This window comes from Iningainema tapete BLCC-T55 (assembly GCF_014698965.1).
GTDB classification, from domain to species: Bacteria; Cyanobacteriota; Cyanobacteriia; order Cyanobacteriales; family Nostocaceae; genus Iningainema; species Iningainema tapete.
In genome coordinates, this window is sequence record NZ_JACXAE010000071.1 from 27,099 (window position 1) to 47,555 (window position 20,457).

General features: G+C 39.6%; 21 protein-coding genes. 10 read left to right on the forward strand and 11 right to left on the reverse strand.

All coding sequences use genetic code 11. The features are described from left to right. Nucleotides 1–58 precede the first annotated feature (58 nt). The gene (locus ICL16_RS20715) at nucleotides 59–559 is read left to right on the forward strand and encodes a papain fold toxin domain-containing protein (RefSeq protein ID WP_190831450.1); all 501 of its coding nucleotides are present in this window, start codon (nucleotides 59–61) and stop codon (nucleotides 557–559) included. A gap of 131 nt (nucleotides 560–690) precedes the next feature. Here ICL16_RS20715 and ICL16_RS20720 read toward each other — a convergent pair whose 3' ends face one another. The 5 genes from ICL16_RS20720 to ICL16_RS44880 all read right to left on the reverse strand — a co-directional run bounded on the left by ICL16_RS20720 (nucleotide 691) and on the right by ICL16_RS44880 (nucleotide 3,675). Next, the gene (locus tag ICL16_RS20720; protein WP_190831453.1) at nucleotides 691–1,842 is read right to left on the reverse strand and encodes a CHAT domain-containing protein; all 1,152 of its coding nucleotides are present in this window, start codon (nucleotides 1,840–1,842) and stop codon (nucleotides 691–693) included. Between the two features lie 626 nt (nucleotides 1,843–2,468). Then, on the reverse strand, nucleotides 2,469–2,714 hold the full coding sequence (locus ICL16_RS20725) for a type II toxin-antitoxin system Phd/YefM family antitoxin (protein ID WP_190831462.1): 246 nt from the start codon (nucleotides 2,712–2,714) through the stop codon (nucleotides 2,469–2,471). Then, on the reverse strand, nucleotides 2,680–2,991 hold the full coding sequence (locus ICL16_RS20730) for a type II toxin-antitoxin system RelE/ParE family toxin (protein WP_190831610.1): 312 nt from the start codon (nucleotides 2,989–2,991) through the stop codon (nucleotides 2,680–2,682). Before ICL16_RS20730 ends, ICL16_RS20725 begins: the two co-directional genes overlap by 35 nt. Before the next feature lie 21 nt (nucleotides 2,992–3,012). Beyond that, nucleotides 3,013–3,471: an aspartyl protease gene (locus tag ICL16_RS20735; RefSeq protein WP_190831464.1), complete on the reverse strand. Its 459-nt coding sequence runs from the start codon at nucleotides 3,469–3,471 to the stop codon at nucleotides 3,013–3,015. Nucleotides 3,472–3,504: 33 nt separating this feature from the next. Then, entirely contained in the window at nucleotides 3,505–3,675 is a 171-nt protein-coding gene (locus ICL16_RS44880) for a hypothetical protein (protein WP_202895645.1), read from the reverse strand. A gap of 186 nt (nucleotides 3,676–3,861) precedes the next feature. Between ICL16_RS44880 and ICL16_RS20745 the strand changes: the two genes are divergently transcribed. Continuing rightward, on the forward strand, nucleotides 3,862–4,296 hold the full coding sequence (locus ICL16_RS20745; protein ID WP_190831466.1) for a nuclear transport factor 2 family protein: 435 nt from the start codon (nucleotides 3,862–3,864) through the stop codon (nucleotides 4,294–4,296). Here the strand turns inward: ICL16_RS20745 and ICL16_RS20750 are convergent. Beyond that, complete coding sequence (locus ICL16_RS20750) at nucleotides 4,282–4,983, reverse strand: rhomboid family intramembrane serine protease (RefSeq protein ID WP_190831469.1); 702 nt, start codon at nucleotides 4,981–4,983, stop codon at nucleotides 4,282–4,284. The two genes, ICL16_RS20745 and ICL16_RS20750, sit on opposite strands and share 15 nt — an antisense overlap. Before the next feature lie 125 nt (nucleotides 4,984–5,108). Here ICL16_RS20750 and ICL16_RS20755 point away from each other — a divergent pair, with 125 nt between their 5' ends. Next, complete coding sequence (locus tag ICL16_RS20755) at nucleotides 5,109–7,184, forward strand: serine/threonine-protein kinase (protein ID WP_190831471.1); 2,076 nt, start codon at nucleotides 5,109–5,111, stop codon at nucleotides 7,182–7,184. 67 nt (nucleotides 7,185–7,251) lie between these two features. On the opposite strand, the gene ICL16_RS20760 is transcribed toward ICL16_RS20755, so the two are convergent. Together ICL16_RS20760 and ICL16_RS20765 are read right to left on the reverse strand one after the other, a co-directional pair. Next, nucleotides 7,252–9,054: a serine/threonine-protein kinase gene (locus ICL16_RS20760; RefSeq protein ID WP_190831473.1), complete on the reverse strand. Its 1,803-nt coding sequence runs from the start codon at nucleotides 9,052–9,054 to the stop codon at nucleotides 7,252–7,254. Between the two features lie 303 nt (nucleotides 9,055–9,357). Beyond that, on the reverse strand, nucleotides 9,358–10,062 hold the full coding sequence (locus tag ICL16_RS20765; protein WP_190831476.1) for an ROK family protein: 705 nt from the start codon (nucleotides 10,060–10,062) through the stop codon (nucleotides 9,358–9,360). Nucleotides 10,063–10,260: 198 nt separating this feature from the next. On the opposite strand from ICL16_RS20765, the gene ICL16_RS20770 reads away from it, so the two are divergent. The 3 genes from ICL16_RS20770 to ICL16_RS20780 all read left to right on the forward strand — a co-directional run bounded on the left by ICL16_RS20770 (nucleotide 10,261) and on the right by ICL16_RS20780 (nucleotide 11,663). Continuing rightward, nucleotides 10,261–10,764 carry a 2TM domain-containing protein gene (locus tag ICL16_RS20770; RefSeq protein ID WP_202895646.1) on the forward strand — a complete coding sequence of 168 codons (504 nt, stop codon included), beginning with the start codon at nucleotides 10,261–10,263 and terminating at the stop codon, nucleotides 10,762–10,764. A 107-nt stretch (nucleotides 10,765–10,871) separates the two neighbouring features. Continuing rightward, complete coding sequence (locus ICL16_RS20775) at nucleotides 10,872–11,216, forward strand: hypothetical protein (RefSeq protein ID WP_190831479.1); 345 nt, start codon at nucleotides 10,872–10,874, stop codon at nucleotides 11,214–11,216. A gap of 9 nt (nucleotides 11,217–11,225) precedes the next feature. Further along, nucleotides 11,226–11,663, forward strand: coding sequence for a type II toxin-antitoxin system VapC family toxin (locus tag ICL16_RS20780; protein WP_190831481.1), 438 nt, complete (start codon nucleotides 11,226–11,228; stop codon nucleotides 11,661–11,663). Here ICL16_RS20780 and ICL16_RS20785 read toward each other — a convergent pair. The 3 genes from ICL16_RS20785 to ICL16_RS20795 all read right to left on the reverse strand — a co-directional run bounded on the left by ICL16_RS20785 (nucleotide 11,660) and on the right by ICL16_RS20795 (nucleotide 15,967). Beyond that, entirely contained in the window at nucleotides 11,660–11,929 is a 270-nt protein-coding gene (locus ICL16_RS20785; RefSeq protein WP_190831483.1) for a YciI family protein, read from the reverse strand. The genes ICL16_RS20780 and ICL16_RS20785 overlap by 4 nt on opposite strands. A gap of 141 nt (nucleotides 11,930–12,070) precedes the next feature. Further along, the gene (gene pheT / locus ICL16_RS20790; RefSeq protein WP_190831485.1) at nucleotides 12,071–14,515 is read right to left on the reverse strand and encodes a phenylalanine--tRNA ligase subunit beta; all 2,445 of its coding nucleotides are present in this window, start codon (nucleotides 14,513–14,515) and stop codon (nucleotides 12,071–12,073) included. A 93-nt stretch (nucleotides 14,516–14,608) separates the two neighbouring features. Then, a complete protein-coding gene (locus ICL16_RS20795; RefSeq protein WP_190831487.1) occupies nucleotides 14,609–15,967 on the reverse strand; it encodes a response regulator in 1,359 nt (452 codons plus the stop codon). Nucleotides 15,968–16,289: 322 nt separating this feature from the next. Between ICL16_RS20795 and ICL16_RS47765 the strand changes: the two genes are divergently transcribed. The 4 genes from ICL16_RS47765 to ICL16_RS20810 all read left to right on the forward strand — a co-directional run bounded on the left by ICL16_RS47765 (nucleotide 16,290) and on the right by ICL16_RS20810 (nucleotide 20,373). After that, entirely contained in the window at nucleotides 16,290–16,475 is a 186-nt protein-coding gene (locus ICL16_RS47765; protein WP_420485290.1) for a hypothetical protein, read from the forward strand. Nucleotides 16,476–16,595: 120 nt separating this feature from the next. Then, nucleotides 16,596–17,270: a vWA domain-containing protein gene (locus ICL16_RS20800; protein ID WP_190831490.1), complete on the forward strand. Its 675-nt coding sequence runs from the start codon at nucleotides 16,596–16,598 to the stop codon at nucleotides 17,268–17,270. Nucleotides 17,271–17,316: 46 nt separating this feature from the next. Beyond that, nucleotides 17,317–18,099: a PP2C family serine/threonine-protein phosphatase gene (locus ICL16_RS20805; protein ID WP_190831492.1), complete on the forward strand. Its 783-nt coding sequence runs from the start codon at nucleotides 17,317–17,319 to the stop codon at nucleotides 18,097–18,099. A 96-nt stretch (nucleotides 18,100–18,195) separates the two neighbouring features. Then, nucleotides 18,196–20,373, forward strand: coding sequence for a tetratricopeptide repeat protein (locus ICL16_RS20810; protein WP_190831494.1), 2,178 nt, complete (start codon nucleotides 18,196–18,198; stop codon nucleotides 20,371–20,373). The last annotated feature ends 84 nt before the right edge of the window (nucleotides 20,374–20,457 follow it).

Sequence of the window (20,457 nt, forward strand, 5' to 3'; positions counted from 1 at the left end):
CAATAGTCTCAACATACCCGCAAGCTCTTTTTGGTTTCCAACGTCGCTTTTTTCAGCCATGACCAAGTGGAACGTGCAAATCGTTAAAGAGCCTACACACTCAGTTAGTTTTGGAGGGAGTACGAGCGCAGCCCAGTTAATTAATCTGAGAAGGGTTGGGGCGATCGCGCTGACTTATGGTATAAATAAGGATGTGTATGATTTAGAACTTTGCCAACAAATCGCTAGCATTGCTAATAGTTTTCAAATCTTTGAATGGGTTGAATGTGCCGAAGCCATCAAAAGATTCCTGATCGAGCAAGGAATTTGTGGTAAACAGATTAAACTGTTTACGGGAAGTACAGAAGACCCTTTTTGTAACATCTACCACGAAATTCTCAACCAAAATATCTCAACCAATGGTCACCATGAAGCAATTGTGCTTGAAATAGAAGGCAAAGAACTGGTGTTTGATAATATTCATCCTCAAGGAGTCTTAAGAGTAGATTGGATAAATAATCTCTACTGCCCTATAAAAGACATAGGTGGAGATTTCCAAATCACAGAAATTGATTTCTAAATAGGAGGAACATGAGTAACTTTTACGAACTGATTCAGAAGATTAAGAAAAGACCTTTCATGTATCTGGGTAAACCCGCAATTAGTAACCTCCGCTCCTGTTTAGCAGGTTACATTCTTGCTCGTCGGGAACTAGGCATTTCTCAGACTGAACAAGAAAAAAAATTTACTGATCTTAGGTAAAGGCTGGAGGTCTCCAAGCTCGAACTTACCAAGCTTGAAGGTTTGCCAACCAGCAACTGAACTGAGAAGTACAGGAATAACGAGAGTTCCTTCGCATTCTCGTCTTTCCATTGCTCGCTTAGCAAGGTTAAGGTGGTCAACCGAAGAAAGAAAATATCGACTAATAAGTAGGAGAATTATACGGGCTGACTTCAGATGCAGATCAATCTCAACCTTCTTCGTTCTCCCAGGGGTAATTTTACTTTCATACCAAATTTGAATAGTACCTTGTGACTCCAAAGTACTTAAAGACTTTTCTAGTTCCTTTCGCAGTGGTTCATCATTTGGAGAGTAAGATAAGAAAACTTCCATATTCTCTATATTTGCTTGTTTCGAGTTGTCAGATGTTAATAAATCTTGCGGCTGCGTGTAATTTACTTGAGTTGAGGTTTCCTGCTTGATATTAGATGTGCTACTACTAAATTGAGGATCGGCAACAATATCGGCAGAAAATGGAGCAGTTGTATTTGCGTTTTCCCTCCACAACTGGTTTTTGCTCAGCAGTTTTGGAGTTAAAGACTCTGGAATACCTGCGACTCGGATAACTCTACAGCCTAGTTTGTGGGCATATTCAACAGATTTTCCCGCTCCCAAAGCATCGTAAAAACCAATGGCAAATTCAATTGCTGCCTCATCACCTATTTCTTTGCTCATGCCGATGACGTAATCAATATGTTGCGCGATCGCCTGAGCTTGAATTTCTGAATAACAAGCATTGAGTAATACACACTTTACATGTTCTGCAAACAACTCAAACAATCCAGCTAGTGCCTCTGCATCTACTAGCTTCTCCTTGCCTGTTTCATCCTCAAATACTAAGCCTTTTTCCTGAGCGCCATGTCCAGAAAAATGGACAATCTGTGGCTGGGAGTACATGATTTCTCGATGAATATCTCTATAGCGCACTGCTGCTGCCAATTCAATTTCAAATTTGTCTGGTCCTTTTGATTGTCTTAACCCATTCTTTATTTCGCGCAACTCTTCGTCTAAACGCAGTCTGCTTGTACCTTTCGGATTCACTGCCAAAATCAAGATTTTGTTGACTGGGGGTCCACTATTCATTTAAGGATGTTATGTAGATACTATTTAGCACTGAAATTTTCAGTTGAGTTTTCTTGCGCTGAGCTAACTTGGTAGACACCTTGTCACTCAGAGCTACTTAGAAATCTAAATCCTGTATATTACATATAATTACATAAAGCTTGCCGCAAATTCTAGGTTAACAGTAACAGAGGAGTTGTGAAGTTTATGTAAAATTCAGTAGTTCACAAAGTTTTTCCAGAAGGGCGATCGCTAAGTAAATGCGGCATAGGTACAGGTAAGTAGCCAGACTGCGATTAATAACAAAAACTTATATTGTTTTTAGAGATTCAGAAAGATGAAATTGGTATTGGCATACAACTCAATTCCTCCGGAGTATTCATCATCTGGTAATTGGGAGTTGCAGTCTTTTGACCTACCGATGATACAGGTAGTGCGGGAGTCGAAAGTATATTATCTTCCTGGTAATTTGCCTTCGGTAATCATCAGGCTAATTTTAGCATCATTTTATATTTATTATTATATGTATTTTTACGGGTTTCATTCATTATTGTAGCTAGTAGGTTGGGTGAAAGCGGAAACCAACAAAGCAAGAATGTTGGGTTCCTCAGAAAGCTGCACTCAATCTACAATTAATTTTGTAAATATTAAATATCTAAATCATCTAGTTTTACACCTTTACCTTCACGTAAACTTTGCCGCGATTTCTGAATACGCTTTAAAAAACGCGAATCATTTTCTAATCGGTAATCAAACAAATCATCATCTGATTGTAAACCAATTAAAATTCCAATTGGTTTACCATTATTGATAATAATTATTTCTTCTGTTTCAGCTAACTCTAAATACCAAGATAAATCACTCTGAATTTCCGCTAGGGCTACTTCCTTCATCAAATTCTCCTTGTTTTGCTAACCAAGTTTCTGCTTCTGATTTTGGCACAATTGCCAAAATCTCTACAGCCTCATCAGTTACATCGTAAAAAACTCGTATTTCATCGACTTGAAGGCGATATTGAGGTCTAGATATCCCTAGTAAAAGTTTAATTCTACTTTTACTAACTTTTGTTTGCTCGTATTTTAAAAAACTTTCAATCGCTTCTGTGACTTTTGAACGTACATCTGCCCTGAGACTGCGTAAGTCTTCTACAGCTTCCGGTGCAAGGATGATTTCATAGGGTCCTTCTTTAACTCACAAAACACTGAGGTAGGTTTGCTCCGAGTTCATTGGTAATATGCGCAACTTGCGATTTTTTAAATCAGGTTCTAAGCCCAAAATTTCCATTGGCGTCACACCCAACAGGGCATACGGCACTTCTGTAAGTTCTAGACAATCAAAAGTACCTCGGCGATTTTCAATACACAACTCAACATCTCTAAAAATCCGTCCCTTCTGTACTCCAGCAGTCATCTCCACATTCGCTTCTCCCCCCAAAACTAAGCCCAATTGAGTTATGACGGCGGTGGGCAAACACAGTAAGGTTGCCCCTGTATCAAGCAGAACATCATTCAACGTGCAGGAACGAACTTGCTCGGTGGGAATGAAACCTCGCTCAGCTAAAACTTGATCAATACGGTTGGTGACAGTGACGGTGACGATTACTTGCCCCATCTGCTTGTTCTGAAAATTTGGTATTACTAGTTTACTCATATCAACCAACCTTTTAAACTTTAAGTGGAAAATTTAATTACGTAATTTTTTTACTTCAGAAATATCTAAACCTGTTAACCTCGCTACCTGCTCTACAGTAATTCCTTGCTGCAATAAATTCAGAGCTACCTGCCTAAGTTGAGATATAGCTTGTTCAGCACGTTGGCGTTCTTGTTCAGCAATTTCTTGAATTATTGCTATCAATCAGCATATCCATTTGCAATTTGTGTCGCTGAGTTTCCATTGGTATACTGTCATCACAAGGAAGGTCAAACTGAGTTGGGGGCAGTGCCACGCTGGTTTCAGCTATGATAATATCTGACATGGCTGTTGCTCTATTGCGTGTAAATTTTGAAGATTTACTATATGTTAACGTCAGAGGAATAAGTGGTGAGAACCGATCAACTTAGAATCAATCAGCTTTCACCTCACACCTACGAGTGGTATCTGAAATACTTAGAAGCGTTGGATAGTTTAGACATTGAGGCATATGGCAAGTTTCTTGCGCAGGATTGTTCGGTACAATCTAATAACAATCCTCCAATGCAAGGCAAACAGGTTGTTATGCAGGGTCTTGCTGCTTACTGGACTACCTTCGCTAGTTTGGAACACGACTTGCTGAACATTTATGGCAGTGATCGCTCTTTTGTCCTCGAAGCTTTAAATCATTACCAACGCCTTGATGGGAAGGCTGTTACTATTAGAGCAGTTGCTTTCACCGATCGCAACGAAGAAGGTTTGGTCACTTCTGTCAGATTCTATACAGATACAACGCCTTTGTTTGCACGCAGCGATAATGACAATTATACATCAACGTCGATGTAATAGTCGAATCAAAGCCACACCGATAATTATTCCGGCACTGTGCGCCCAATAGCCAATACCACCATGGTTAACACCCCCAGGAATATTCAAACTGCCAATTCCGTAGAATAACTGTTGCACAAACCACCAAAACAGATAAAAAGAAGCTGGTATTTCTACGGTTATAAATATAATTAAGATAGGTATGATTGTATCAATTCTGGCTTTGGGAAACAAGAGGATGTATGCCCCTAAAATAGATGCGATCGCCCCATTCGCCCCAATTAGCGGTACTGTCAAACTAGGTTCCACGAGAATTTGGACTAAACCTGTCAAAATGCCAGAAGCTAAGTAAAACACTAAGAATTTACCATGCCCAAGCAGGCTTTCGACAGATTTGCCAAAAACCCACAAAAATATCAAGTTCCCCACAATTTGGCTAAAACTACTATGCAGGAACATTCCCACGAGTAAAGAAGTCGAACGTACTACCACAACTAGCCCTGCTGCTGGGTTTCCGCTCAGTGTATCTCTCACGGCTGCACCAAAAAGCGACGGAATTACACCCCAACTCGTGACTACATTACCTAGTTCGCCACTTACATCTAGTTTTAGTTCCCATAAAAACAAAGCAATATTTATGCCAATCAGCCAGTAAATAACTATTGGCTTTCTGTAATTAAGAATGTTATCACGAAGAGGAATCATTGGGAGTCAGGAGATAGGAGACAGAAGTCAGGAGTCAGAAGTCAGGAGACAGGAGTTAAAAGAGCTAAGTTAAGCGTGTGGCAAGATTGGAAAGAGAAAGGGAAGCAATCAACTAGGTAAACCAGATGCTAGGAAACATACTTGTTGGAAGATACCAAATTATTAGCAACTTGGGAGGAGGGGGATTTGGCGAAACCTATGTTGCTTGTGATACTCAATTGCCTGGTTCTCCTCAATGTGTTGTGAAAAAACTGAAACCACAAGCTACTGATCCCGTTACGTTGCAAACTGCTAGACGTTTATTTGATACGGAAGCTCAAGTTCTATATCAATTAGGTACTCACGATCGCATCCCCCAACTTTTAGCTTACTTTGAGGATAATGAAGAATTCTACTTAGTACAGGAGTTTATCTCTGGTCACGATCTTAGTCAAGAATTTACACCAGAAAAACAGATGGATCAAGACCAAGTAATTCCTTTGTTACAAGAAATCCTGGAAATCTTACAGTTTGTTCATCAGCGCAAAGTAATTCACCGCGATGTTAATCCGCAAAATTTGCTCAGACGTAATCTTGATGGTAAATTAGTTCTAATTGACTTTGGCGCTGTCAAACAAATTACCACTCAGGTGGTTATTCCCGGTGGACAAACTAAATTTACGGTGGCAATTGGTACTCCTGGATATATTCCCAGTGAACAAGCTCAAGGAGATCCAAAATTTAGCAGTGATGTTTATGCTGTAGGGATACTTGGCATCCAAGCTCTGACTGGTTTATCACCTCACCAATTAGAAAAAGATGCTGAGACTAATGAAATTATCTGGTTAAAGGATCATACAGTCAACGAGGATTTTGCCAAGATTTTAGACAAGATGGTACGTTATGACTTTCGTCAACGCTACCCTTCGGCAGCAGCTGCATTGCAAGCACTCAAAGAGTTGCAAAACCCTAACTTGCACACAATTCCTTTAAATGTTCCTGTTCCACCCAATCCTCCCCAGAAAATTACTAATTTACCCAAAGGTTTAGTCATAAAATCTATTATAGGTACTTTTATTTTAGGCATAGGCATAGCTACTTCTATATATATTTTTAATGTTATCAATTCTGCTAATGCAGGAGAATTATACAAGCAAGCAAATACGCTTTATGAGTTGCAACGCTATAAAGATGCTTTATCCTCCTATGAAAAAGCAGTTGAAATTAGACCTGATTATGCTCCAGCTTGGAGTGGTCAAGCTAAAACACTGTTGGCATTAAAAACATATAAAGAAGCGCTCTCTGCCTACGACAAAGCAATTCAAATTAACCCACTATATACAGAAGCTTGGAGCGGACGTGGTTTTGTTTTAAATAAGTTACAGCGTTACCAAGAAGCAATAGCTTCCTTTGATAAAGCTTTACAAAAAGAAAATAAAAACCCAGAACTCTGGAATGCTAAGGGAGAGGCTTTCAGTAATTTAACAGAGTACGAGCTAGCAATTAAATCTTTTGATAAAGCAATTGAATTAAAGCCAGACTATTATGAAGCTTGGTACAATAAGGGTAGAGTATTACAAAATTCTCAACGTTACGATGAGGCAATATCGGCTTACAATAAAGCTGTTGAATTCAAACCAGATTATGATAAAGCTTGGTACAATATAGGTAATTCATTAGTTAAATTACAACGCTATCAAGATGCATTTAATGCTTATGATAAAGTGGTACAATATAAACCTGAATACTATCAAGTCTGGTTTTCCAGAGGTAATGTACTGATTAACTTGCAACGATATCCAGAAGCAATAGAGTCTTTTAATCAAGTAATTAAATACAATCCTAATAATTATAAGGCATGGTATAGCCGGGGCTGGTCGCTACACCAAATGCAAAGATATGAAGAAGCAGTTGCATCTTATGATAAAGCCACGGCAATTAAACGCAATGATTATCAAGTATGGTATAATAAGGGTAATGCGCTATTTAATTTAAATAAGTACCAAGAAGCAATAGTCTCATATAATAGAGCAGTTCGCTACAAACCAGACCACTATGAAAGTTGGTACAGCAGAGGAAATGCTTTGTTTAATTTGAAGCAGTACCAAGATGCGATCGCATCATACGACAAAGCTATTAAACTTAAACCAGATTACCAACAAGCAATCAACGCCCACAATCAAGCACAGAGTTTATTGGGTGTGCAACAATTAAAACCGTAGAGACGCCCTACCGGGGCGTCTCTACAATTATGCGTTCCGGGCGCGTGTGTACAATTATGTCGAGAATCTATCTAATATTCACCTCTTCCAATTGATTAACAGGTGCAAACGATGGAACACCTTTAGGGGGACTATTACTTATAAATGGTTCTACCATTTCTAGAGTGGCAACAGTTGATCGCTTCGCTATTGCTTTACCTTCTGCTTGTAAACGTTGCTTTTCACCATACTCAACCAGCTTAGCTTGAGCTGTAGCATATACGGCACTATCTTTGGGAACTTGTTGAAGAAATTTGACAGCACCATCAAAATCGTGTTCTGCTGCTTGATTATAGGCTTTTTGTAAAAAATAAGATGCTCTAACTTGGCGCTTGTGACTGTATTCAGTCATCTTTTGCTGTACTTTGCTTCCAGCATCTGTTTCTTTCGGAATTTGGTTGAGATAGTTTAATGCACCACTAAAATCTCTTGCTGCTGCTTTTGTGTAAGCTTTAGCTAATAGCTCTTTTGATTGTGCTTCTACATAAGTATGTGCTTGCTCAACCAGTTTATCTGTTTTTAATTGCCAGTACAAAATATCAGGAACTTGAGGACTAAGGCGCAGTACATCTAACCATTTACCCTCATTAAAAGCTTGTTCAGTTACTTTGTATTTTTCCGCTGCAGTTTGCCACTGATTCTGCCATTCGTCAATTGTTGCTTGCGCTTCAGGATAAATATCACTTGTGGTGGGAATTGATTTAGCCAGAGCGATCGCTTTTTCTAAATCCCCAGCTTGATATTCTTCTGTTGCTTTATATAAAGTTGCTGTTTCTGTTTCTGAATATGCTGGAGAACTATTAACTAGAGAATACACTCCAAATCCCAACAGCAAAGAATTAGCTGCCAAACCTACTTTCATCCCTGTAAGTAAAGGTGATGATGTGGAGGTTTCTCCCGAATTAATATTTGTTAACTCTTTTTGCTGACCTTCTTCTCCAGATTGTAATAAAGTGTAATGTGCTTCTACAGTCTGCGCTTGGCTTTCCAATTGCATTTGCGCAAGAGCCTGCAGTACATCACTTACCGACTGATAGCGATCTTTAGAATTGTAACGAACCATTTGGCTGAGGATCGCTGCTAAATAATCGCTGATTGGTATATTGTTAAAACGCCAGATAATCTCATTGGTATGAGGATCTACTTTTAATTGCAGCGGTGATAGCCCTGTAAGTGCTTGAATAGCAATCATTCCCACAGCATATATATCACTGTTAGGCTTTGTTTGACCAATAAATTGTTCTGGTGGTATATATCCCAAAGAGGTAACAGGGATTCTATAAATAGGTAGTACTGAATCTAAACCAAAATCCACAGGTTGGATGGAGCCAAAATCAATCAGAACTAATTTGCCATCATAAGCACGTCTAATTAAATTTTCCGGCTTAACATCACAATGAATCACTCCTTGAGCGTGAACAAATTCAAGCACACCCAAGACATCTTGTAAAAATTCGACAACTTCGCCTTCACTCCAGAGATAATTAAAACTTTGATTAATGGGCAACTCCGCAGTTAGTGAATGTCCTTCTATGAACTCTTGTACTAAGTAGAAGCGTTCATTTTCTTCAAAACAGGAGATAAGTTGAGGAATTTGTTCATGATGTCCGAGATGTTTGAGCGTTTCGGTTTCTGTAAGGAAACGCAATCTTAGGGTTTCCAAGTAACTAGAATGAGTACTGGTAACCTTAAGCTGTTTAACGACACATTTGGGGTTGTTTGGGCTTTCGATATCTACGGCAATGTATGTTTGTCCAAACACCCCTGCTCCCAGGCTTTGGACGATTTGGTAACGTCCTTGTAATACAATACCGATCATTTGGTGAGTCATTGGCTGGTCACTTGGTCACTGCTTATATAGGTTTTCTGACATTGCCCCCTGTTTCCGGAATTCCTGATCGATTTATATATAGAGCTTTACGGTCTATGATATAAACGTTTTTTTTGAATTCTTATCCGTATTTTCCTTATTATGCTACTTTTGTTTATAACACAATAGCCAATACCAGCACAAGGTATCAAAAACTGCCCATATTTTTATATAACTAGAAGATTTTTGACCAGAGGGCAGAGGGTAGAAGGAAATATTGTAAATTTGGATACAGAAATAAGTTTTCTATTATTAACACTGATTCTAATCTCGCCAAAGTGCAATCCCACCTAACAAACCAGTAATATTGGAAATAATCTTCACATTGAGCGGCAGTTCGATGTTCACGTTCTCTGCTTCACCACCACCGATATAAAGAAAATCATAATTAAAAAGATGTTGTAAAGAGGCAACTGCTTTGGATAAACGGCGGTTCCATTTTTTCTCCCCAACCTTTTCTAAGGCTGCACGCCCAAGTTGTTGTTCGTAAGTTTCTTCTTTGCGAAATTGATGATGCCCCATTTCTAAATTAGGCACGAGTTTACCATTAACAAACAAAGCGGAACCAAAGCCTGTGCCTAAAGTAATTACCAATTCCACGCCAATGCCTGAAATTGCCCCTAACCCTTGCATATCGGCATCATTAATTACGCGCACAAGTGTGTTTAAGCGTTGTGATAATGCTGTTGCTAAATCAAATCCTACCCATTCAGGATCTAAATTCACTGCTGTTTGAGTTACACCACTGCGCACTACACCAGGAAATCCTACCGAAACACGGTGAAAATCACCTTGTGTTGCGGCTAAGGCTACAATTGCATCAATCACAGCATCTGGTTTAGCAGGTTGAGGTGTTTCTGTTCTCGCTTTTTGTGTTAAAGGATTACCGTTACGATCCAACACCATCACTTTAACGCCACTGCCACCAATATCTACAGATAAGGTGCGAATGTGACCATTTTTTTCCATAGTGTCAAAATAGATAGTAAATATTGGGAAAAATCAAACTGTAGTTCAGAAAATCTGTATCTTATGATACAAGAATAACGTAATCATAAGAAGCTAATTATAAACTAATTGCAAACCTGTTCACAACCCACACAAGAGCACGAGATTTGCTAGTCTAGAAATTATGGCGATCGCACAACAGCATATATAGATATAATTATGAAAGTTGAGCAGAAAAATACCAATTATTATAGTCAAGAAGATGTGCAGCAGATACTACAGATCGCGATCGCACGTCAAGCTGATGAGAAAAACAAAGAATTCTCTTACGAACAACTTTTAGAAATAGCTGCTGAGTTACAAATCTCACCAGAGTCACTGCAACAGGCAGAAAGCGAATGGCTAGTGCAACAAGGCGAAAAGCAACAGCACTTAACTTTTAACGCTTACCGTCGAGGTAAATTCAAAAAGCGCTTGGGTAATTATACCATAGTAAATGGTGTTTTGTTGCTGATAGATTTACTCCAAGGCGGTGGTCTTTCCTGGGCGTTGTATGTTTTGCTATTCTGGGGAATACCAGTAGGTCTGGATGGTTGGAAAGCTTACCAAACTGAAGGCGAGGAGTACGAAGCAGCTTTCCAAAGGTGGTATCGCCAACGTCAGGTAAAACAATTATTTAACACAACTGTGAATAGATGGCTGAAGTCTTGGCAAATTTATTAGAGGCAGCAATGAATCAACTTACAGTAGAACAATCTCTTTTCTCTACTAGCCGTTAAGATTGGTATATTGTGCTCGTTTAAAACTTGATAAATTTTTACATTACAGCTATGCCACAGACGGAGAACCTGAGAGTAAATATCTTGTTAGAGAATAAAAATGATCGGGTAATTGCTTCTGCCCTAGAGCTACCCTCTTATCGAGTGGAAGCTGCTACTCGTGAACTGGCACTTAAAACTCTTGAGCAACTCTTAGCAACTCACCTTAAAAATACAGAAATTGTTCCTGTAGAAATTAAGGTGTCTCAAGCTACAGGCGAAGAAAATCCTTGGATTAAGTTCGCAGGCTTTTTCAAAGACGATCCATATTTTGCTCAAATTGCAGAGGCAATTCGAGCCGAAAGGGAGTCAAATGATGACTCAGAGGTTGATCCTTCCATGTATATGGTTGAGTAGCCTTTTCTTATGAGTCTATTTCTTCTGGATACGGATCATGTTTCATTGTGGTTTCGAGGGCATTCCTCAATTAGTGCTAGAGCCGCGCAATCTTCATCTAATATTACAGTTACGATTGTTACGGTTCAAGAGCTGTTTAATGGGTGGGTTGTTAATATCAACAATCCCTCCTCTGCTAATAATTTAGTCGAACTGTACACAAGGTTCTGGGCAACGGTAGAGTTTTTGCAAAGCGTGAGGATCTTAAATTTTGATGCTGCTGCTGACACACAATATCGGCGGCTACTCAAGGAGCATCCCCCGCTCCGCAAAAATCGAATTCAGAAAGATGTGCGGATTGCAGCCATCGCTCTCTCAGTCAATGGCGTTTTAGTGACTCGCAACCAGCGCGATTTTGCGCAAGTTCCTGGCTTAGTGTTGGAAGATTGGACACAGAATAATATCTAAAAAGCTTGAATCCACTCTTTGACAAAATATTCAGTCCAAATGCCATTTTGCCAGTAAGGATCGGCTTCTATTAACTGTCTTACTGTAGCTTCGTCTTCAGCTTCGTAAATGCCGAAAACTTTGGTTACATCTTTTGTTGGACCTATTGTAATTAATATACCAGATTCTTTTTGTTTTGCTAGTCCGTCGAGATGTGCTTGGCGATGGGGAGCGCGTTTTTCTAAAACGTCGTCGCAGTAGGTTCCCCACATTACGTATTTAGGCATGGTTGGATGTTTCGATTTTTTCTCCTCAGATTATACATTGTTGGTGCGAAATGCTGTGTACCACTTTTTTTACGGAGGGAGGAGGCGGAGCCTCCTGGATGGCATTCCCAGGCTGAGCCTGGGAACGAGGGGCGGGGGAATCTAGCTCCTGAGGGTGACGCCGAATTTTTCTAGGAGGGTTTCGCGAACTTTGTTATGTACTGGTTCGACTTCAGCGTCGGTGAGAGTTCGATCACTTGCTCGATAGATTAAGCGGAATGCTAAACTGCGTTGCCCGGTTGGTACGTTTTCACCACGATATTCATCAAACAATTCCACTGATTCTAGTAAATCTTTGCCAGCTTGAGTAATAGCTTTTTCCAATTCGGCAACTGTTACCTTAATGGGGGAGAAAAAGGCAATATCGCGATCGCTTGCTGGGTAGGAGGAATAAGATTTGAATGCTGGGATAAGAATTTCATCTTGATCTAAAGAATCCAAAAGTACATTTAAATCCAGTTGAAATACGTATACTGAATCTGGTAAACCTCTTTCTCGTCGCAGTTGGGGATGTAGTTGTCCAAACACACCTAGCCTATTACCTCCTATCCATAGTGAGGCAGTGCGCCCTGGATGAAAGCGTCCATCACGACAATCTGGTTGATATTCTACAGATTGTAACCCAATTGATTGGAATACACTTTCTAAAATACCTTTAGCTTCAAACCAAGTCATTGGTTGTTCACGACCACTTCTATTCCATTTACTGGAGATGTTGTCGCCGCCCATTATGCCTGCTATTATATCAGTTTCTTGCAGTCCTTCTTCTTCTTGCCAGAAAATACGCCCAATTTCAAAACCATTGAGGGCACCATTGCCCTGCTCGATATTGTAAACAAAAGCATCAATTAAACCAGAGATTAAATCTGTACGCAGTGCCGAGTACTCGACAAATAGAGGATTTGCTAGTACAACCTGTCTGTCTTCGCCTGGTTTCACCAAGGAGTAGTGCATTAATTCTGTTAAACCAACTGCGCGAAAACAAGTTCGCAACTTGCGGATAATTTCTTGGTCTATTGGCAAATAACCTGCTTCTGCTCCTTCTGGGAGGGTATCACAAAAGTTGTCATAACCGTAGAGACGAGCAATTTCTTCAATTAAATCAATTTCCCGTTCTAAGTCTCGGTAACGGTAGGGTGGTACAGTTACTATCCATGTACCTTCTCCTGTTGATCTAAGTTGACAAGAGAGTGCAGTTAAGATCCGCTCAACATCAGCAGCTTGGATTTCTCCTGTTTCTTCATCCAAATCGGTTGGTCCAAGAACTTGATTAACTCGCTCTAAACGTAGTTCAATGGAACGTGACCATGTAGATGGATCTGGACGGGTATCGGCAATTGCCTGAGTCACTATAGTTCCATGCGCCAATTCAGTAATTAATGATAAGGCGCGACGTGTAGCTACTTCCAACTCAGCACGGTTAACTCCCCGTTCGTATCTACTAGAAGACTCACTTCTTAACCCTACACTCCGCGAGGATCGACGCACAGCTACAGAATCAAATAGCGCTGCTTCTAAAACTAAACTTTGCGTACCCTCATGTACTTCTGTTTCTTCCCCTCCCATCACTCCGGCGATGGCAACGGGTTTGTCGTTAGCAGTAATTAACAAATTTTGGGTTGATAGGGTACGAGTTTGCCCATCTAAGGTTTTGAGGGTTTCCCCAGCATTGGCAAAGCGAACCCCAATTTGTAGAGACGTTCCGTCGGAACGTCTCCCCATTGATTGTAAGCGATCGCGATCAAATGCGTGTAGTGGTTGTCCCCATTCCAACATCACATAATTAGTAATATCTACTACATTACTAATAGGACGTACACCAGCAGCACGTAGACGCTGTTGCAGCCATTGTGGTGATGGGGCAATTTTTACTTGTTCAATTACTGTGCCAATGTATGCTGGGCAAGCTTGTGTATCTGCGATTTTTAATTGTAGAGACGTTTCATGAAACGTGTCCACATTATCTGGTGTAGAGATGGTGAGCTTTGCACCTGTTAAGGCTGCCACTTCCCGCGCTATACCTACCATACACAAAGCGTCGGCGCGGTTAGCAGTAGTAGTTACGTCTAAAATTACATCATCTAATCCTAACATTGGACGTACATCGCTACCAAGTTGTAGGTTTTCTTGGGTAAAAATATGAATTCCATCTACATCAGTGGGCAATCCCAATTCTTTCAGGGAACAAATCATCCCTACCGAGGGAACACCCCGCAATTTTGCTGGTTTTATTTTTAAGTCAATGTTGGGTAGGTAAGTGCCTACTGTTGCTACTGGTACGTAGATATCCGCACGCACATTAGACGCACCACAAACTATATTTAAAGTCTCACCCGTGCCAATATCAACTTGGCAAACACTTAGTTTATCAGCATTGGGATGAGGTTGGCGATCGAGTACTCTGCCAACAACAACGCCAGATGCCCAAGTACGGCGATCTTCAATATCTTCTACCTCAAACCCTGCCATTGTCAAGGTTTGAGCTAATTCTTCAGGATTTTGTTTTAACTCGACTAATTCCTGTAACCATTTAAGAGAAATACGCATTTTACTGTTTGGTGGGAATGCAAGATTAATATTATAACGAAAGACCCCAATCCTAAAGATACCCGACTTCTTGAAGAAGTCGGGTATCTAGCTCTACACTAGATGCATAAACACCATTTTGAGTAAATCTGCACGAGAGAAAGGTTTAGTTAAATAACCTGATGAACCCACCAATCTTGCTTTGACTTTATCTACAATTCCCTTATTTCCTGTTACCATAATAATTGGGGTATTTTTAAACATAGAGTTATTTCTAATAATTCGACATAGTTCATAACCATCTATTCCATCCATGTTCAGATCGAGTAAAATTAGATCTGGCTTATGTCTAATAATCGACATTACTGCTTTAAGTGGATCGTTAATTGTCACTACAGAAAAATTTTCATCTTCGAGAAAACGGCTAATTTCTCTAAGAATTGTGGGACTATCATCTACAGAAACTATTTTGTAGATCTTTTGATTTGTTGCTAAGGGGACTTTTGGTGGCTCTAAGTTTTTATTGTTTGATGTTGTTAATTCTTGAGATGTATTTTTATTTTCAGATATTATTGGTTGTTGCTCAATTGGTATTTTCTCTTCAACAGGAGTAACTGGTTGAGCTTTTTGATAAATATTACTTGGTGATAATACTGAGTTAAAACCGATGGGATTACTATCGTTTTGTAGTGTTTCTTCTGAGGTTTTGGGTAATTTATCAAAAGGTGGATCTGGTTGATGTAATAAAACTGCTCCATCTAAAATGTAAGGGTATAAGTTGCGTGCTAGCTGTATTTCATCTTGATTCATAATTACTGCTAGATGACGTAAACTAAAGCCCTTCATCCAGTATGTTAAATTTTGATTAATTTCGGGTAAATTCTGAGGCTTGACGCTATTTTGAATCCATAAGTATGGACGCTGGTATGGAGAAGAAATTTTTGCTCCCAAAGATTGCCATCCTCGTAATCGCTCTTGACATCTTTCTGTAATTTTTTCTACATCTAGTCGGCAAATTGTTGGCAATTTATCTGAAAAATTTTTTAATTCATAAGTTCCTTGTTTGATTAACAAAAATGATTCAATTACCTCTTTAACCAATTCTTGAATTAGTAAACCTGCTTGTTTTGATTGCAGATATCTTTGACTAATAAGCCAGCAAATAGCTTGATATTCAAAAGGCAGAGAAACTGATTCTGATTCATGAGAGTCAGGTTCAAACATCAAACGTAGTTGAACGCGGGAATCACTAGTTAGATTTGGTATTTGATGATTGAGGCGACGCAGATGGCGTTCGAGTCGATCAAAAGGTTCAACAGAATGAGTTGCATAAATTATTTTTCCCTGTTCTAAATAAATAAACCAGGAAACAGAGTTACTAGATACTTGTAAGATTGTACTCTCAAAACAATTAGACAAGTATCGCAACAAGCTAGGCGGACGTAGTTTGGTGAATGTGCCAAAGTTACTCATTTCTTTTAAGAATTTTGACGAATATTAAACCTGGCTATTTGTTGATTTTAAGTTTATGAAATGAGGTATTTTTTTTAAGGCAGAAGGCAGAAGGCAACCTTCAAACTTCTGCCTTATTCACCTATTTATCTATATATGTATTAAATGACAAAAAAATAAAACCATATTATGTTAGTAACTTTTTTAACTGTGTTATAATTGTTACAATTAATCACACCTCGGTTAGTGGCATCTCTCTGGGGATATATTACAGCCAAAATTACAATATTCAATCATGGGTATTTTACTCACTGAACTTTCATATAAAATATGAATATTATACATAGAATCTTTAAGATTCTGTGTTAACAAAAGTAGGTATTTTAGATTATCCTACTTATTATGTATAAATTTTGCTATTTCCACTGTTACGGACAGTGCAGTAAAGAGTGAAATCCCTTTTGGTTCAATAAGTCTTAAGAAAAAATTTCCAAAATTTGTAGGGATTTTGGCAGCACAGAGCAGTTGACTAAATAGTAAGCTATTTAGAACCAAAAACCTTACAGATATTATCTTTTTGGTGTTTTAAACTATATACTTTGAGAAAAAGGGAACTAATTTGTTGGACTCTAACATAACACAAAAAGTTATGCCTGATACATTAAGACTTGATGAAGTAGTTGAGTTTGCTGAAAACCCAGAGCCGCGTTGTCCTTGTGTACTACTGCTGGATACATCCGGCTCAATGCAAGGTCCACCGATTGATGCGTTAAATCAGGGATTAGTTAGTTTTAAAGAAGAATTAATTAATAACTCTCTGGCAGCAAGAAGAGTAGAGGTAGCAATAGTTACATTTAATAGTAACGTAGATGTAGTACAAGACTTTGTCACTGCAGATCAATTCTACCCACCAGTTCTCTGTGCTCAAGGATTGACAACTATGGGGGCAGGAATTCATAAAGCTTTGGACTTGATTCAAGATCGCAAAACTCAGTATCGCAATAATGGGATTGCTTATTATCGTCCTTGGATCTTTATGATTACCGATGGAGAGCCACAAGGTGAGTTTGAGGACGTAATTGAGCAAGCATCACGTCGTTTGAATACAGATGAAGCAAATAAACGTGTGGCTTTTTTTTCCGTGGGAGTGGAAAATGCTAACATGACACGTCTGTCTCAAATAGCTGTGCGTACTCCTCTAAAACTCAATGGACTAAACTTTGTGGAAATGTTTGTCTGGTTGTCTGCTAGTATGACAGCGGTTTCGCATTCAAAAGTGGACGATCAGGTAGCACTACCGCCCATCGGCTGGGGATCTGTTTAATGGGCTTTCGCCGCCTCATGCTCACACTGCTATAGTCAAATAACACATGAACACCTCAAAACCAATAACTCATTGGCGCGTAGTAGCAGCATCAGTAAGTGGCACAAGCCACGTCAAAAACAACCAGCTTTGTCAAGATGCTCATCATTGGCAAATTTTGCCAGATAATATTTTAGTGGTGGCAGCGGCAGATGGAGCAGGCTCTGCCAGCTTGGGAAAAATTGGGGCAATGGTAGCGACAGAAACAGCAATAGAAAACCTATCTATCCAGGAAATCTCTCGTCGAACCATTGAAAAAGATGATGCTGTGGTACAATCGCTTCTATCTGAGGCAATGATAGCAGCGAAAAAAGCAGTGGAAGAAGAGGCGGTAGCCTGTAATCAACAGCAAAAAGATTTAGCCAGCACATTAATTATTGCGCTCGCGACGCCACACTTAGTGGCAGTAGCGCAAATCGGAGATGGTATGGCAGTGGCTAAGGATATAACTGGCAACCTCACTGCCATCACTACACCAAGTAATGGGGAGTATATCAACGAAACTATTTTTTTAACCTCGCCGAGATCTTTAGACTCGGCACAGTTAAACATTTGGCGTCAACCGATAGTAAATATTGGAGTTCTTACCGATGGATTACAAATGCTCGCCATGAATATGAATGAGGGTTGCCCCCATAAACCTTTCTTTTTTCCGCTATTTGACTTTGTTGCTTCTGCTGAGGATAAGACAATAGCCAAAGAGCAGTTGGTAAAGTTTTTGCGCTCTGAGCGCATAACGCAACGTACAGATGATGATTTAACAATAGTATTAGCCGCACTCAGCAATTAATATAACATAAATATACAGCGACATTAATTTTTCGGTACAGACGCGAGGAACATCGCGTCTCTACAAATTCTGACTCCTGACTCCTTACATAAAATAATGCAGGTACTACGTTGTCTTCCCAACCAAAAAACTACTACACTCAACTTGACCGTAAGTTTGGGTCGTGGAGGTGAAGCTTGTGTTTATTCTTTGCCAACCGATCCAGATTTAGTCGCCAAGATATATCATAAACCAACACCAGCTCAAGCAGGCAAGTTAGAAGTAATGCTTGCCCATCCCCCAGAAAACCCCACTGATAGTTTAGGACATATCTCTATAGCTTGGCCTTTAGAATTGTTAAAGGCGGCTAATGGAGAAAAGCAGGTTGTCGGCTTTTTAATGCCCCGCATTCGGGGAATGCGTCCAATTATTGACTTTTATAACCCTAGAACTCGCCGCCAGCACTGCCCTTTATTCACTTATCAATATTTGCTACGTACAGCACGTAATTTGGCGGCGGCTTTTGCTGCTTTACACGCCAGTGGATATTGTGTTGGGGATGTGAATGAATCAAATATTCTTGTCAGTGACACAGCGTTGGTAACAGTGATAGATACTGACTCATTCCAAGTACGCGATCCAAATAATCATGTCGTCTACCGCTGTAGTGTTGGTAAACCAGAGTTTACCCCACCAGAATTACAAAATAAAACTTTTGCTGAGTTTGATCGGGCTATTCCTCATGATTTATTTGGATTGGCAGTACTGATATTTCAATTATTGATGGAAGGCACACACCCATTTTCCGGCATCTTTCAAGGTGCAGGTGAACCTCCTCCTTATGAAGTACGTATTGCTGCGGGACATTTTAGTTATAGCAAAAGACGACATATACCCTACGCTCCTACCCCTATTGCCCCTCCTTGGGAAGTGATCCATCCTAGTTTACAAGAACTGTTTGTCCGTTGTTTTGAAGATGGTCATAGCAACCCACTTCTTCGCCCCAGCGCTCAAACTTGGGTGTTGGCACTAGCAGAAGTGGAAAATTCTCTTGTTCACTGTCGTGTTAACCCACAGCATCTATATAGCAACCACTTAGACAAATGTCCTTGGTGTGAACGTACAATTAGATTAGGTGGACGCGATCCCTTCCCATCGACACGGGCGATCGCTAACAAGGAACATCTACAACCACGAATTAAATCCAAACGCCGTATTAGCCAAACACCACGTTCACCACAACCAGTATTAACACAAGTTAACAATAACACATTAATCACCAACCAAAATACCATTAATTCTCGCCCATCCCAACAACCAAAGTTTTTAGCGGTGGCTATTTGCTTACTTGGTTTTGGTATTTTAGGGTATTTAGACGTAATGGTTAAATTTACATCCAATTCCTATGATACACAAAATCCTTATACTCAACAAAAGTTAATTAGTCGTCGTCAGTACGAAGATCCCAATCTCACCTTTGCTGATTATTATAAGCAAGGTCATGCTTCTTATCAAGTAAAAGATTATAACCAAGCAATTGAAAAATTTACACTCGCCATCCAAAAGGACTCTAAACACGCCAAAGCATACATTAACCGAGGAAATGCTCACTACAACCTTAAAGAGTATGATTCAGCCATTAGCGACTATAACAAAGCTTTACTCCTGAGTCCAAATGAAGTAAAAGCATACGTAAACAGAGGCAATGTTCGCTACATACTAGCAGAATACAGCAGCGATCCAGATAAGGAATATAATTTGGCGATCGCCGACTTTAATAATGCTTTACGTCTTAACCCTCAAGAATCTGAAGCATACATCAGAAGGGGTGTTGTCCGTTCCCAAATGGCTAAATATAGCGGTGACTCTCAACACGATTACAAAAAAGCAATCTTAGACTTCAATCAAGCATTAAGCATTACTCCATCCAGAGCAGAAGCTTTTTTCCAAAGAGGACTTGTCCGTTATCAGATTGCTCAATATAGTAGTGAATTTGAGCAAGAATACAAGCAAGCAATCCTAGATTTTAATCAAGCATTAAGTATCAATTCGCAGTTAGCAAAAGTTTATCTCAAACGCGGTATTGTTCGTTATGAACTTGCACAATATGGCGGCAGAGAATCGAAAATTAACCAAATTAAAGCAGTCGAAGATTTACAAACAGCAGCCAAAATAGCATTACAACAAGAAAATATGGAAGATTATCAACAATCACTTAGTAGTATCTGTGTAGTTTTAGAAAATAAGTGTGATAATTTTTTTCAAAGCACAAGCTCCGTAGGACAAGTAAAATAAAAATTACCATAGAATCCAAAGATACCCGACTTCTTTAAGAAGTCGGGTATCTTTCTCAATCCTCTAGATACCCGACTTCTTAGA